The sequence below is a fragment of the Edwardsiella hoshinae NBRC 105699 = ATCC 33379 genome (assembly GCF_000474215.1).
Taxonomy (GTDB): domain Bacteria; phylum Pseudomonadota; class Gammaproteobacteria; order Enterobacterales; family Enterobacteriaceae; genus Edwardsiella; species Edwardsiella hoshinae.
Genome location: NZ_BAUC01000022.1, coordinates 1 through 13,753 on the forward strand (window position 1 = coordinate 1; position 13,753 = coordinate 13,753).

The window sequence follows — 13,753 nt, forward strand, 5'->3', positions numbered from 1 at the left end:
AATTAAAAATAATTAATTTAAATCAATAGATTAAATCATTAATTGGATAAGGTTCGCGGGGGAAACCGCGCGCTGAGTCGCAACGGCCAGTTCGCTTCCCCGCCTGTGATGAGAGAAAAACTATGAGTACGTCTAGTGGCAACAAAATGGGCGTGGTACAGCTCACCATTCTGACCGCAGTGAACATGATGGGCTCCGGGATTATCATGCTGCCGACCAAGCTCGCCTCCGTCGGCACCCTGTCGATCCTCTCCTGGCTGGTCACCGCCTTCGGCAGTCTGTGCCTGGCCTATGGCTTCGCCAAGTGCGGTATGTTCAGCCGCAAGTCTGGCGGAATGGGCGGTTACGCCGAATACGCGTTCGGTAAATCGGGCAACTTCATGGCCAACTTCACCTACGCCATCAGCCTGGTGATCGCCAACATCGCCATCGCCATCTCCGCCGTCGGCTACGGCGCGGTGCTGTTTGACTGGCATCCCAGTCCGATCATGACCTGCATCGCCACCATCGCCATCATCTGGCTCACCACCGTGGCGAACTTTGGCGGGGCGCGCATCACCGGCCGCATCGGTGCCATCACCGTCTGGGGGGTGATCATCCCGGTGGTCGGCATCTCCCTCATCGGCTGGTTCTGGTTCAACCCCACGATGTATATCCAGGCCTGGAATCCGCATCACCTGCCCTTCACCTCCGGTCTGGGGGCCTCCATCGCCATGACCCTGTGGGCCTTCTTGGGACTGGAGTCCGCCTGCGCCAACGCTGACGCCGTCGAGAACCCAGAGAAGAATATCCCGGTGGCCGTGTTCGGCGGCACGCTGATCTGCGCCATCGTCTATATTCTTTCCACCAACGTGATGGCCGGCTTTGTCCCCAATATGGATCTGGCCAGCTCTACCGCCCCATTTGGTCTGGCCTTCTCCTATATGTTCGACCCGACGGTGGGCAAGGTCATCATGGCGCTGATGGTCATTGCCTGCATCGGCTCGCTGCTCGGCTGGCAGTTTACCGTCGCACAGGTATTCAAGTCTTCCGCCGACATCGGCTACTTCCCGCAGATCTTCGCCAAGGTAACCGCCAAGGATGCGCCGATCGCCGGGATGATCCTCCTCGGGGTGGCGCAAAGCATTCTGTCGCTGATGACCATCAGTCCATCGCTGAATAATCAGTTCAACTCGCTGGTCAACCTGGCGGTGGTCACCAACCTGATCCCCTACATCCTGTCGATGGCGGCGCTGATCCCGATGCACCGGCTCTACAAGATGGCCAATAAGACCCATGTGATGATCCTGTTCACCACCCTCGTCGGCACGCTCTACAGCTTCTACGCCCTCTACTCCTCCGGCTCCGACGCCATGCTGATGGGGTCGCTGGTCACCTTCGCCGGCTGGAGCTTCTACGGCTTGTTCGTGCGCGACAGCAACACCTGCCCGCAGCAGGTATAACACGGCGAGAACAGCCACGCGCCCTGATACCAGGCCGATGCGTCTCTCCGGGGGAGACGCGTCGGCCCACGCGGGCCCCGAGAGCAAGAACGGGTTATCGGCGCGGCATACTTACGCCGCACCCGTCTTCGCTCCCGACACGCCGCCCGACAGCGCCGGCGGCTAGCATCTCCGTACTGCTCCCCTCGCCCCGGACTCCGCGCGCCAGGGATGCCTTGGCGCGTTCTTCACCTCGCCCCGCCGCGACAGCGCGTCGCCTTACCAATAATAAAACGTGATTTCAATTTAATTGAATTGGTAGACCGCTGACAGTAGACTACACCAGACACGCGGATGGATTTCCGCCCCCGCGGGCGACCCCGCGGCGGAGATCGCCGCCCTTCTCTTGGGTTACGATGTAAGGATATGTTGTGAAAATTGCACTAATGATGGAAAACAGCCAGGCCGCCAAGAACGCCGTGGTGTTGCAGGAGCTTAATGCCGTCGCACAGGCCGGCGGACATCAGGTCTATAACGTTGGCATGCGCGACGAACAGGATCACCATCTGACCTACATTCACCTGGGGATCATGGCCAGCCTCCTGCTCAACGCCAAGGCGGTCGATTTCGTGGTCACCGGCTGCGGCACCGGCCAGGGCGCGCTACTCTCTCTCAACGCCCATCCGGGCGTGGTATGCGGCTACTGTATCGATCCGGCCGACGCCTTCCTGTTCGCCCAGATCAACAACGGTAACGCCCTCTCCCTGCCGTTTGCCAAGGGCTTCGGCTGGGGTGCCGAGCTGAACCTGCGCTACATCTTCGAGAAGGCCTTCGCCGGTGAGCGCGGCCAAGGGTATCCGCAAGAGCGCCGCGAGCCGCAGGTTCGCAACGCCGCCATCCTCAACCAGGTCAAGGCGGCGGTGATCAAGGATGATTATTTAGATACCCTGCGTGCCATCGATGGCGAGCTGCTGAAGACCGCCGTCGGCGGCGAGCACTTCCAGCAATGTCTGTTCGAACAGGGCCAGGACGCGGCGATCCTCGACTTCGTGCGTAGCCTGTTGGCCGCCTAAGCCGATACGCCAATAGCCCAACGCCGCCCATTGGGCGGCGTTGTCATTGCGGCGCAAGCCACGGGACATTACGACTCCAACGCCAGGCGGCCGGCCGGCGCGGCCATCGGCTGCGGACGGGAAACCCGCAGCGAACAGCACAGGGTGACCAGCAATAGGGCGAAGATCAGATAGAAGGTCGCCATAAAGCCGCCGAACAACGCCGCGACCAGCGAACCGATGATACTGCCGACGCCGAAGCCCAGGTAGATCACACCGTAGTTTTTGGTCAGGTTATTCAGGCCGAAGAAGTCGCTGACCAGCGAAGGATAGACGGTGATGGTGCCGCCGAAGCTGAAGGCGATGCAGGCGACCGCCAGGTAAAATAGCGTCTCATTCAGCGGTACGAACAGCAACAGCGCCATCCCCAGCAGCGTCACCACTTGCGCTAACGCGATCACCCGAATGCGCGCCATCTTATCCGACAACACCCCCAGCACCAGACGCCCAGCCAGGTTGGCGACGGCGATCACCGCGACCGCCCCGGCGGCGATGCCGCTGGCGAGGTGCGCCATATGCTCACCGATATCCTTAGCTACCCCGATGACATACAAGCCACTCATGCAGGCGGAGAGGAAGATCAGCGCCAAGATCCAGTACTGCGGCAGACGCATCGCCTGGGCCAGCGTGAAGTCGACCCGGCTGTCCGCCTCGGTGCCCTGGGCGTGGGTCACCTGACGCTGCGGCGCATCGCGCATCAGCAGGCTGCCACACAACACCATCACCATGGCGATGATGCCCCAATAGACGAAGGCCTGCGCCAGGCCGACCTGGCTCAACAGCACGCCGTTGATAAACTTGAAGCCCAGACTACCCAGACCATAGGCGCCGATGGCGCAGGCGGAGACCAGCCCCTTGCGCTGCGGGAACCATTTCACACAGTTAGAGAGCGTCATCAGGTAACCGGCGCCGTCGGCCAGGCCGACCATCACCCCGGCACACAAATAGAGCATCAGCAGGTTATGGGCGTGAGCGGTCAGGAAGAAGCCGACCCCCAAGGCGATCCCCGCCCCCTGTGTCACGCGCCGCACCCCGAAACGCTCCTGTAACTTTCCGGCCAATGACGACGCCAGAGCCAGCGACAGACTGAGCAGGCCAAAGGTAAAGGCGACCTGGCTCACCGGCTCGTCGAGGCGCTGCGACAGTTGGGCGTTGAACAGGCTCCAGGTATACACCGAGCCGAGGGCAAACTGGGTAATGACCGTACCGATCAGCGTCAGTACGCGGGTACGTTGGCGGGAATGCGGTTCCATAGTTACCTCGTGAATGTCGGATGGCGGCAGCGACATGGCTGCCGAATACTCGGCACTATAGGCGCACGCCCGCGCAAGGCGGGCGAAAAAGGCATGAGATGCACGATGAGGGGAATGAAATGCAGCCCATGGGGAATGGAATGCAGGCTATAAACGCATCAATTGGCGAAATGCCTTGATGTTGCTGCGGCTGACCGGCACCTCGAAATCGAGATCATGCAGATGGATCAGGTAAGTGCTATTGAACCAGGGCACGATCTCACTGATCTTGTCGATGTTGACGCAATAGGAGCGGTGACAGCGAAAGAAGCGCTCCGTCGGCAGCCGGCTAATGAATTCGCTGAGGCTCATCGACAAGACGAAGCGATCGTCTCGGGTATATACGTAGGTCAGCTTCTCGTCGGCCTCGGCATAGTAGATCTGCTCACAGGGGGTAACGATGATGCGCTCGCCCTTGGTGAGGTTGACCGTCGCCGCCGCGCCGCCACTCTCCGGCGCGTTGAGGCGCGGGCGACATGCCTGTTGTTCCAGCTGTTGCAACACCTGGATGATACGTGCCTCGTTATACGGTTTGAGAATGTAATTAAACACCGCCAGCTCGAAGGCCTCGGCGGCAAACTCCTTGTAGGCGGTCACGAAGACCACCGCCGGCCCCTCCTCGCCGCGCGGCTGGCTTAGCAGGTTGCGCGCCAGCATCATCCCGTCGATGGCGGGGATCTGGATGTCGAGGAACACCACATCCACCCGGTGCGCCTGCAAGTATTTGAATGCCTCCAGGCCATCCTCAAACTGCGCCAGTACCCGGATCTGACTGTGACGCCCGATCAGGTAGGCCAACTCTTCGCGTGCCAGATACTCGTCTTCAACAATGATCGCCGTCAGCATGGGCCCCTCCCGATTTCGGCAAAGAGAAACAGACTTCGGTTCCCGGCTCTAAGCGGCGGATCTCCAGCCCCTCACCATAGAGCAGCAACAGGCGCTGCTGCACATTACTCAGGCCGATACTGTCGCCGCTCGACTCGCCGCGCGCCACCTGATCGATCACCGCCTGGCTGATGCCATACCCGGTATCGCGCACCGCAATGCGCACCCGATCCGGCTCATCACGCACCTCGATAGTCACCTGCCCCGGCCCGCTGCGCGGCTGAATGCCGTGCAGGATGGCGTTCTCCACCAGCGGTTGCAGCAGCAGGCTGGGCAAGGCGATCGATACCGCATCCACGGCGAAGATCACCTGTAACCGATCGCCGAAGCGGGCCTGCTCGATGGCGACGTAGTTACGCACCTGCATCAGCTCCTCCGCCAGATCGATCAACCGATCGCCACGCGCCAGATTGTAACGCAGGTAGTCGGCCAGCGAGGCGATCAGTTGGCGCGCCTTCTGCGGGTCGAGACGGATCAACGACGAGATGGCATTCAGGGCATTAAACAGGAAGTGAGGATTGATCTTGCTCTGCAACGCGCTGAACTCGGCCTTACGTGCCCCCTCGCGCAGCTGCTCCATGCGCGCCACCGCCATCTGGGTCGACATCAGTTGCGACAGCCCCACCGCCAACTCGCGCAGTGCGTCGGTGATGCGATAACGGCGGCGATAGTAGATCTTCAACGTCCCGGTCACCGCCGCCTGCTGCTCACGCAGCGGAATGATGATCACCGAATGGAAGTCCGACAGATTATAGCTACTCAGGTTATTGTTCAGCAGGATCTGCCCGCTCTCCACCGCCTCGCGCGTCAGTTGGCTGATGGCGTGATGCCCCTCCAGCGCGTAGCATTCGCGCCCGGCACCGGCATAGGCCAGCACATCCTGGGTATCGGTGATCGCCACCGCATCGGCGCCGATCTCGCGGCGAATGATCTCGCACACCGACTCGAAGGCGCTACGGGTGATCTGGCGAAAATAGGGCAAAGTCTGGTTGGCGACATCCATCGCCAACTTGGCCTGACGCGCGGCGATCAACGCCTTCTCATCGTTGAGATCCTGCACCAGACGGATGATCAGGCCGATGCAGATCGCCCCGACAATCATCGGCAGTCCGATCTTACTGACGATGGCGATCCCCACGGCATGGGGTTGGGTCAGCAACAGGATCAACAGCATGGTCAACCCCTCGCACGCCATCCCGGCCAAGATGCCATACAGCCAGAGGCGCGAGCGGCGCGCACGGTAGTAGATCAGCGTCGCCAGCAGCCCGGCTACCACACTGCTCAGCAGGCAAGGCAACGAGGTATACCCGTCCACATCGATCAGATAGCGGTGGACGCCGGAGACGATGCCGGCGGGGATGCCGACCCAGGGGCCGAACAGGATGCCGCCGGCGATGATGGCGATGATACGCACATTGATCAGCGCCCCCTCGACCCGCAGACCGGTATAGGTGCTAAACACCGCGAAGGCGCAGAACAGCACCGACACGGTAGCCAGTTCCAGGGCCGAATGGTTTTGTTTTTGCAATAACGATTGAAAGGGGCGAATGCGGGTCAGAAAGAACAGCATCATCAGCATCAATGCCGCCCGCTCGAACACGGCCAGCAGCCGTAGGAAATCACTGATCACGTCGCTACCTCACCGGGTAGTGTGGCCGCGCACGGCCAGAAGGAACCTTTACCGGGAGCGCGCCGGGTTTCCCCCGCGCGACTCCGGTCACTTAGGCCGGCATCCCTGCGGCGTGAAACTGCGGCAGCCACTGGCGTTGGGCGGCGTACAGCTCGTCGAACATCTGTTGGATCTGATCCAAGGTACAGACCGCGGCGGTCAGCGGATCGAGGGAGAGGGCATAACGCGCCGCCTCCAGATCGCCGTTCAGCGCCGCCTGTACCACCAGCTCTTGCACGGCGATATTGCTCTTACACAGGCTGGCGCACTGGGTCGGCAAGCGCCCCATCGCCTGCGGATGCAGGCCGTCGCCATCCACCCAGATCGGCACCTCGACCACACACTCCGCCGGCAGGTTCTCCACCAGCAGTCCCTGCGGCTGACGGTTGGCCATATTGCCGTTGATACGCGTCCGCTCCCCGCTGAGCTGCGCGCTGATCAGCTTCGGCGCGTTAAGCATGTTCGGCGCGATGACGAAGGGGCGTTCGCCCGCCAGTTGGGCATCGATCTCCGCCTTGCCGGCGGCGTGCACCTGCTCCTCTAGGGCCAACAGATTCCAGCGCTGCGGCAGGAAACGGTCGATCATCGCCGGGTTCTTACGGAAATAGGGCAAGTAGTCGCTACAGTGCCAGTGGTTCTCGGTACACCACAGGCCGAAGAAGCGCAGCACCTCGCAACGCACCCCGTCCGCCTGGCGCACCCGTGGGTCATCCGCCAGGGCGCGAACCCGCGGCAGCAAATCCTCCCCCTGGCGTGACAACTGGGTGATCCAGGTCATGTGGTTGATACCGGCGAAGCCGTACTCGATGTCTGCCGGAACCTCATGGTACATCAGACGTTGCCAACGCTGCGGCGTGGAGGGATGGTCGACCCACGGCCCCAGTCCCAGGTAACCAGCCAGCTGCGCCACGGTATAGCGCACCCCGTAGCACAGGCCGATGCTACGCACCGCGCTGGCCTCTTTCGCCGCCCACGTCAAGGGTGCCAGCGGGTTAGCGTAGTTGATGAACAGCGCCTGCGGACACAGCGCCTCCATGTCACGCAAGATAGCCAGCATCGGCGGGATATGGCGCAGGGCGCGGAAGATGCCGCCCGGCCCCAGGGTGTCTCCGACCTCCTGGATCACCCCATAGCGGGCCGGGATCGCCATATCCAGCCGCCAAGGCGCCAGACCGCCCACCTGGATGGCGTTAATGACGAAGTCGGCGCCGCGCAACGCGCTGCGGCGATCGGTGGTGTGACGCACCGTCACCCTCACCCCGGACTGGGCCACCATCATGCTGATCAACCGCTGGCTACGCGCCAGGACCTGCTCATCCAGATCCATCAGGATGATCTCGCTGCCCTCCAGCACTGGGCTGGCCAACAGGGCGGAGATGATCTGACGCGAAAACATGATGCTGCCCGCGCCGATCAGTGTAATTTTGCTCATGGAATTGCCTTACTCAATACGCTGCGCCACGGCGCAGCCTTAACGCCGCCGCGGGCGACGCTGCAACAGGGCGCCGTGTGTCACCAGCGCTAACAGGATGATCACCCCATACACCAGCCGGGTCCAGAAGCCGTCGAGACCGGCGCTGATGATCCCCGCCTCCAGCATGCCGATGATGCAGGCGCCGAACAGGCTACCGATCAGCGAGCCGCGTCCGCCCAGCACCGAGGTGCCGCCGATAAACACCGAAGCGAACACCAGCAACATGTAGCCCTGCCCCTGATTCGGCCACCAGCTGCTCATCTCGACGCTGAGCAACACCCCGACCAAGGCGGAGAGAATGCCCATCACCATAAACAGCCAGAAGCGGGTAGCGTTGACCGGCACCCCCATCAGACGCGCCGACTCGGGATTATCGCCAATGAAGTTGATCTGATCGCCGAAGCGGTGACGCGCCAGGTAGAGCCACATCACCAGGGTTGCCAGTAGCCCCCACAGGCTCTGTGCCGGCAACCAATCGCCCAGACGACCCACCAGCAGGGTGGCCAAGCCATCATCACGCAGCGTCGGCAGGCTGATCGCCAGCCCGTTCGCCAACACCGTCGACAGCCCGCCGAGAAAGAACTGAGTGCCGATGGTGGCAATAATCGAGGGAATGTTAAGGCGCACCACCAACAGGCCGTTCAACAGCCCGCACAGCAGGCCGCTGAGCAGCGCGCCGCCCAACGCCAACAGGCCGGAGCCGGTATGCTGATACAGCCAGGCGAAGACGAAGCCGCCCAACGCCACCACCGAGGGAAAACTGAGGTCGATCTCGCGAGCGATGATCAACAGCGTCATCCCCAGCGCTAACAGCACCGTCAACGGAATGGTAGAGAGCAGCGAGGTATAGATCCGCGCATGCAGAAAAGTCACCGGGCTGATGACGGTGAACAGCAGCCACAGCAGCAGCAGGATCAGGCCGGTCAGCAACGGCGCCCGGTGACGGGAAAAAAACAGTTTCATCGACTCATGACCTCACGGCATCCAATAGGGCCTGCTGTAGGCTGGCCAGCGTCAATTGCGCCTTGTGATAGCTGGCGACGATCGCCCCGCGATCCATCACCACAAAACGGTCCGCCACCCGGTAAGCATCGGCCATGTTATGGGTGATCAGTAGGCAGGCACGCCCTTGGCTGCGCAGCTGTTCGATAAAGCGCAGCACCTTCTCGACTTCACCGAGGGAGAGGGCGGTGGTCGGCTCATCCAGGATCACCAGACGCGCATCAAACAACATCGCCCGACCGATGGCTAACCCTTGGCGTTCACCACCGGAGAGCTGGCCGACCAGCGCATCGACGTTAGCGCCGACGCCGCGAAAGTTGAGCTGTTGTAGCAGCGCCTGTGCCCGGCGCCGCTCCTCGCGCTCGTCGATAAAGCCCCAGCGATTACGCAGATGGCGGCCCAGGAACAGGTTACGCCATAGCGATTGGCCCAGTCCCAGCGCGCCATTCTGGTAGACGGTCTCGATCCCCTGGCGGCGCGCGCCCAGCACATCGTAACGTCGCCCGTCGACCGCCTGCCCCGCCACCTTCAGCGTGCCGCTATCGAAGCGCTCGGCGCCGGCGATCGCCCGGATCAGGGTCGATTTACCGGCGCCGTTATCCCCCAGCAAGGCTACCACCTCACCGGGGAACAGCTGAAAGTGAATATCGCGCAGGGCATGAACCGGGCCGAACCATTTGTTCAGCCCGATCAGTTCCAGCGCAGGTTGCATCATCAACGCAGACCTTTGCTCGCCAGCGGCGCGATCAGCCCGATGTTCTCTTTAGAGACGAAGCCCGCGCCAGTGTTGATGTCCAGGCCAGAGAAGCCATAACGCTTGGTCAGGACGATCTGTACCACGGAGAGGTAGCCCATCAGGTAGGGCTGGGCATCGGCCACCAGCTGTACATAACCGGACTTGATCGCCTCGGCGGTCGCCGGCGACAGGCTGAAACCGGCCACATAGACGTCGCCCGGCTTGATACCGGCATTACGCATCAGGTTGCCCATCTGCGCGGTCAAGGCACCGTGATCGACCAGCACCATTTTCACGTCCGGGTGGGTCGCCATGTAGGCGGTAAAGGCCGGGGCGCCCAGTGAGGGATCTTTATCCACCTCCGGTGAGATTTGCAGGAAGTCGACTTTCACGCCGGCCTGCTCCAACCCCTTGATCAGCCCCAGGGTCGATTCGCTGCGCGCGGCCCGATCCTTCAGCCCCCAGACCAACGCGCGATCGCCGGCCTTCAGGCCGCTGCGACGCACCGCCTCTTTCGCCAGACGGAGGCCACGCACCGCGTTGTTATCGCCGACGTAACCGAAGCCCTTGCTCTGCTCGGCCTCCATGGTGCCCGGCAGTTCGGTATCGATGGAGGTCACCAGGATGCCCTTATCGATCGCCTCCTTGATCAACGGCTGATAGGCGGTATCGCCCGGCAGACCGATCACCACGATGCCGGTCGGCTTGGCCGCCAGCGCCTGCTTAAAGTTTTCGATCATCTTCTGCGGCTGCCAGTCGGAGTAGACCAGACGCAGATCGACGCCCAGATCTTCCGCCGCCTGCTTGGCGCCGTTCTGCACCACCGTCACGTAGGACTCGCCGACCGGGCCGCCCACGTCGAACCAGATGCTCATCCCCTTACCCGACGGTTCGGCCGACGCCGTGTTCGCCCCAACGCAGCCCAATGCCAACAACGCGGCCGCCGCAATTCCTTTGATCTTGCGAGAAATACCCATCATTATCACCTTAATTATTTATAGGGTGGGCGGCCCCTTGCCTCTGACCGCCCCATCGTCGCGTCCGGGACATAAAAAAGACGACCCTCTCGTCGTCCTTCGTCATGCCACCCGCTTACGCGGAGGAAATATATTAGGCGTTTTTATGCTCGCGCTAAAGCCCCCCTCTTGCCGCCGGAGCGATACCACTGCAACGGTCTGTGCGTTAAACTACCCTGCCGCGCTCCGCGCGCGCCCCCTCACTTCGCGGGGCGGAGACGGCCAACGAACAATAATAATGCAACGACGTCACCTGCGTGGCGCCTCACTCGGCGGCGCTCGGAGACAGCCATTTTCATACGTTAAAGGAAAAGACCATGTCCAACTCACGGGCCACGCTTCTGGTCGAGCGCATCAAGGATGCGCTGAAAGGCAACCGACCACAGACCAGCGAGATCAATGTACAACTGGTCGAAGACAGCTCCTTTGGCCCGGTCAAGATCGTCATGTTTCTGTGGAGTGTGGCGGATAACGACCTCAATGCCGACATCGTCGCCCAAGAGGCGCTGTTTCTACTCAGGGATGAAGATATCTACGTCTCGTTCCACAAGACGCGCCGCCGCGACGGCGAACGCCTGCTGACCATCACCCAACCGCTGGAGCCGAACAATCCCAAATACAGCTACGGCAACCTGCGCGGCTTCACCTCGCTGTGGCTGATCCAGGCCACCGGGGCGGAAAAACTGAAACAGGCCAACGCCGAGCATGGCGACGGGCGCATCATCCGCCGCTAACGCCCGCGCGGCGCCGTGGCGCGGCGCCTTATTAGCCCCATGTTACGGTTTAGCTGCGGCCTGTGGCGCCGTCGGCGCACTAAAGTCGTAACGTGCCAACAGCGTGCGGCTCTGACCATGACTATCCGTCTCGCTGATCCCCAAGCCGATCGCCTCGACGCGCTGGGCGCTAAAGTGTTGGCCGTAGCGTTGCATAAACTGGCTCAAGGCGGCATGGTCACTCTGCGCCAGCAGGGTGATATGGGGATCGAAGTGTGTAAAGACGTTCGGGCTGCCATACTGGGCAAACGCCGCCTTCTTCTCCGGATAGGCATTGACCCAGGCCGGCATCGCCGCCGACTTATCACGATAGGGCGAGAGGCGCTGCACCAGGCTGTCCGACAGGCGCTGCAACGACGGGCTGTTTTGCACCGCGATCATCAGCCAGTCGCCACGCGTCTGGGTCAGATGGGTTAGCTGCAACGGGAAGGGCTGCCATTGGCGACTCAACGCCGCCACCTCACGCTGTAAGCGGGGCAAGGCATCGGGACCATAATCGGCCAGATAGAGCGTGACATGGGGCATAAACCCCTGGCGCGCCAGGCTGGTGAGGCCACACTCTGCCAGCTGTTCGCTGGTCTGCGTGATCAGGGTATTGACCCCGGCGCTCGGGATGATGAACACATCATAGCTTTTACCCGGCGCCGCTCCCCAAGCGCTCCCTGCCAGTAAACACAGCAGCGCGCAACCGGCTACCCCCTGTCTCATGTCGCCTCCTCGTCGTTCGTCTCGTTACTTGACCATGATGCGCTCAACGCATGACTCGGCCAGCATAAGCTCGCTATCATCCGCGGCCAGCGCCGGTAAAAATGCGATCACACTCAAGAAAACGCCTGTCGATACAACCAGAAACAAACAACATAAGCCGTTATAGTTAACGTTTCCCTCCTGCACCACAGGCTCAGTCGTGTACCGCCCCTCGCGCCTAACGGCGCGGTGGCTACACATCCGGTTAGCTCTGCGCCGTTCCCTGACGGCGCGCCGCCAGGGCATAGTGGGTAAGCGCCTCATAACTGCGCCGATCGACAATGAACAAGATGCTGAACAGAAAGATCACCATGAAGATCACCGCGCTGCCAAACGCCAGCGGAAAGCCATAGGCCGAGGCGATAGCGGTCAGGATCAGCGAGTTCAACGCCCCCATGATGTTCAACACCCCATTAAAAATGCCATACACCATCCCGGTCGACGCCTGATTGGGGGAGATATCGATAATATTCACCGCCCAGGCACCGACAGTCAGGTTCATAAACAGCTGCACCAGGCCGATCAAGATGGCGGTCAACCGCCCCAGTCCGCTTTGAGCGGTCATCAACGACGCCACGACGCACAATACCGCCAAAAACATCGGCAATGCCGTGCCAATCCGGCGCGCCGTCAACCGGTTATAACGTCGCACCAACCGATCATTAAATGGGCCGGATAACAGAAAACCGATAAAACCCATAAAGGCGCCGAGGCTCGACCACAGGGCGCTTTTCAGAATATCCATGTGGAAGGTGTAATACATATAACTGGGAACCCAGTTAAGAAAGGTAAATAAAATATAACCGAAGGTTAGGTAGATCAGCAGCATGCCGATCCCGGTACGCGAAGTAAATACCCGGCGGATCCCCGGCCAGTCAATTTTCTCCTGACGCGCGTCGACCATATTGCCAATCCAGGTCAGCTCCTGCCGATTGACGCGCGGATCATCCGCCGGACTATCACGCACTACCCACAGCCAGAGCGGCAACAACAACAGACCGGCGCCACCAAAGAGGACAAACGCCCAGCGCCACCCCAACGAAACGACAATCCAGCCCACCAAAATACTGCCGATAGCGGGGCCAAGATATTGCCCCGATCCGGCTAAGGTATAAGCCGTAGAGCGCTCGGACGGCGCCGCCCAACTATTCGCCGCCTTGGCATTAAAGGGCCAGATCGGCGCCTCCCCGACGCCCATCAAGCCACGGATAATAAACCAGCCGGTGAGGGTACTGGCGAAGGGCGAAGCGATGGTAAAGAGTGACCACCAGCCAAAGGCGGCAAAGATCCCCCAACGTAGTCCTAATTTATCCGCCAACCATCCCCCAGGGAAATTAAACAAGGCATAGGCCATCCCCCAGACAAAAGAAATATCACCGATCTCGGCCAGGCTAAAATGCAAATCTCGCTGAATATCTGGAATAGACACGGAAAAGTTCACCCGGTCCATATAATTAATTGCGATGACTATAAACATCAGCAATATAATCAAATAACGCCGTCTGGTCATAGCGACTCCTTAAAAATAAGGCGGCTATCTCACCATTGAGTACGGCATATCATTTGTGACAGTAATCAAAGTCACGGGTAACAGTTATCACCATTTTATTTCGATAACCGTTTTTT

12 protein-coding genes are annotated in these 13,753 nt (G+C 60.7%); 3 read left to right on the forward strand and 9 right to left on the reverse strand.

Annotated features, from left to right (window positions below; all coding sequences use genetic code 11):
- Positions 1-122: 122 nt before the first annotated feature.
- Together potE and EHO01S_RS10415 are read left to right on the forward strand one after the other, a co-directional pair.
- Positions 123-1,442: a putrescine-ornithine antiporter gene (gene potE / locus EHO01S_RS10410; RefSeq protein ID WP_024523887.1), complete on the forward strand. Its 1,320-nt coding sequence runs from the start codon at positions 123-125 to the stop codon at positions 1,440-1,442.
- Positions 1,443-1,852: 410 nt separating this feature from the next.
- A complete protein-coding gene (locus EHO01S_RS10415; RefSeq protein ID WP_024523888.1) occupies positions 1,853-2,494 on the forward strand; it encodes an RpiB/LacA/LacB family sugar-phosphate isomerase in 642 nt (213 codons plus the stop codon).
- 68 nt (positions 2,495-2,562) lie between these two features.
- On the opposite strand, the gene EHO01S_RS10420 is transcribed toward EHO01S_RS10415, so the two are convergent.
- The 7 genes from EHO01S_RS10420 to EHO01S_RS10450 form a co-directional block, all read right to left on the reverse strand.
- Positions 2,563-3,786 (reverse strand): L-lactate MFS transporter, encoded by a 1,224-nt coding sequence (locus tag EHO01S_RS10420; protein WP_024523889.1) that lies wholly within the window; start codon positions 3,784-3,786, stop codon positions 2,563-2,565.
- A gap of 147 nt (positions 3,787-3,933) precedes the next feature.
- Entirely contained in the window at positions 3,934-4,668 is a 735-nt protein-coding gene (locus EHO01S_RS10425) for a LytR/AlgR family response regulator transcription factor (RefSeq protein ID WP_197923103.1), read from the reverse strand.
- The gene (locus tag EHO01S_RS10430) at positions 4,649-6,340 is read right to left on the reverse strand and encodes a LytS/YhcK type 5TM receptor domain-containing protein (RefSeq protein WP_024523891.1); all 1,692 of its coding nucleotides are present in this window, start codon (positions 6,338-6,340) and stop codon (positions 4,649-4,651) included. Before EHO01S_RS10430 ends, EHO01S_RS10425 begins: the two co-directional genes overlap by 20 nt.
- Positions 6,341-6,431: 91 nt before the next feature.
- Entirely contained in the window at positions 6,432-7,811 is a 1,380-nt protein-coding gene (locus EHO01S_RS10435) for an alpha-glucosidase/alpha-galactosidase (protein WP_024523892.1), read from the reverse strand.
- A 39-nt stretch (positions 7,812-7,850) separates the two neighbouring features.
- On the reverse strand, positions 7,851-8,816 hold the full coding sequence (locus EHO01S_RS10440; RefSeq protein ID WP_024523893.1) for an ABC transporter permease: 966 nt from the start codon (positions 8,814-8,816) through the stop codon (positions 7,851-7,853).
- A 4-nt stretch (positions 8,817-8,820) separates the two neighbouring features.
- Positions 8,821-9,570 carry an ATP-binding cassette domain-containing protein gene (locus tag EHO01S_RS10445; RefSeq protein ID WP_024523894.1) on the reverse strand — a complete coding sequence of 250 codons (750 nt, stop codon included), beginning with the start codon at positions 9,568-9,570 and terminating at the stop codon, positions 8,821-8,823.
- Positions 9,570-10,571 carry a sugar ABC transporter substrate-binding protein gene (locus EHO01S_RS10450; RefSeq protein ID WP_440588199.1) on the reverse strand — a complete coding sequence of 334 codons (1,002 nt, stop codon included), beginning with the start codon at positions 10,569-10,571 and terminating at the stop codon, positions 9,570-9,572. Before EHO01S_RS10450 ends, EHO01S_RS10445 begins: the two co-directional genes overlap by 1 nt.
- 353 nt (positions 10,572-10,924) lie before the next feature.
- On the opposite strand from EHO01S_RS10450, the gene EHO01S_RS10455 reads away from it, so the two are divergent.
- Positions 10,925-11,341: a hypothetical protein gene (locus EHO01S_RS10455; protein WP_024523896.1), complete on the forward strand. Its 417-nt coding sequence runs from the start codon at positions 10,925-10,927 to the stop codon at positions 11,339-11,341.
- Positions 11,342-11,383: 42 nt separating this feature from the next.
- Here the strand turns inward: EHO01S_RS10455 and EHO01S_RS10460 are convergent, their stop codons facing one another.
- Complete coding sequence (locus EHO01S_RS10460) at positions 11,384-12,088, reverse strand: 2'-5' RNA ligase family protein (RefSeq protein ID WP_024523897.1); 705 nt, start codon at positions 12,086-12,088, stop codon at positions 11,384-11,386.
- A gap of 244 nt (positions 12,089-12,332) precedes the next feature.
- The gene (locus EHO01S_RS10470; RefSeq protein ID WP_024523898.1) at positions 12,333-13,637 is read right to left on the reverse strand and encodes an MFS transporter; all 1,305 of its coding nucleotides are present in this window, start codon (positions 13,635-13,637) and stop codon (positions 12,333-12,335) included.
- Between the last annotated feature and the right edge of the window lie 116 nt (positions 13,638-13,753).